The organism is Haloferax sp. KTX1 (genome assembly GCF_902410085.1).
GTDB lineage: Archaea > Halobacteriota > Halobacteria > Halobacteriales > Haloferacaceae > Haloferax > Haloferax massiliensis.
Genome location: NZ_CABPRH010000102.1, coordinates 1 through 497, shown reverse-complemented (window position 1 = coordinate 497; position 497 = coordinate 1). Strand labels below are relative to the sequence as shown.

Here is a 497-nt window from a genome sequence, read left to right as displayed (position 1 = left end):
GGCGGTCGTGACCGTCGAAGAGCATCGATACTTCCTGCTAGCACCGCCGGGCGTCATCGCGGGACTGCACCGAGTCCACCCGCTGGTGGCCATCGGAGCGTTCAATTTCCTGGTGTTAGGAAGCCTCACAGCGGCAGTTGGGGCGACCTTCGGGTTCGGAACAACGCGCGAGCGGAGCCGGGACCGGTCGGTCCCGCTGAAGCGACAGGTACGCCGCCTGCTTGGGCGTGAATAATCGCGGGTTCAGCCGGTGATATCGCCGCCGCCACCACCTGCGCTTGCCGTGCTTGAATTGTAGAGATTGCTCACCTGCTCGGCGGTGAGCGCGGCGTCGTACACCTTGGGTTCGTCCATGGCACCGTTGAATCCGTAGATAGCGTTCCCACCGGGGTTGATGCCGGTGCCGATTCGAAGCGGTTGCGTGGACGCCTGCGCATCGGGGAGTGAAAACGTCGGCCCCTTTTGCGTCCCGTTGACGTACACCCTGTCCTGTGATC

The 497-nt window shown here is 63.6% G+C and carries 1 protein-coding gene and 1 pseudogene; one reads left to right on the top strand and one right to left on the bottom strand.

The genetic code is table 11. From position 1 onward, the window contains the following. Nucleotides 1-235 (top strand): annotated as a pseudogene (locus FY251_RS22875) (S26 family signal peptidase); the annotation flags it as partial. Between the two features lie 8 nt (nt 236-243). On the opposite strand, the gene FY251_RS20980 reads toward FY251_RS22875, so the two are convergent. Further along, on the bottom strand, nt 244-497 hold a 254-nt coding region (locus FY251_RS20980; RefSeq protein WP_148416869.1), incomplete at its 5' end, for a LamG domain-containing protein.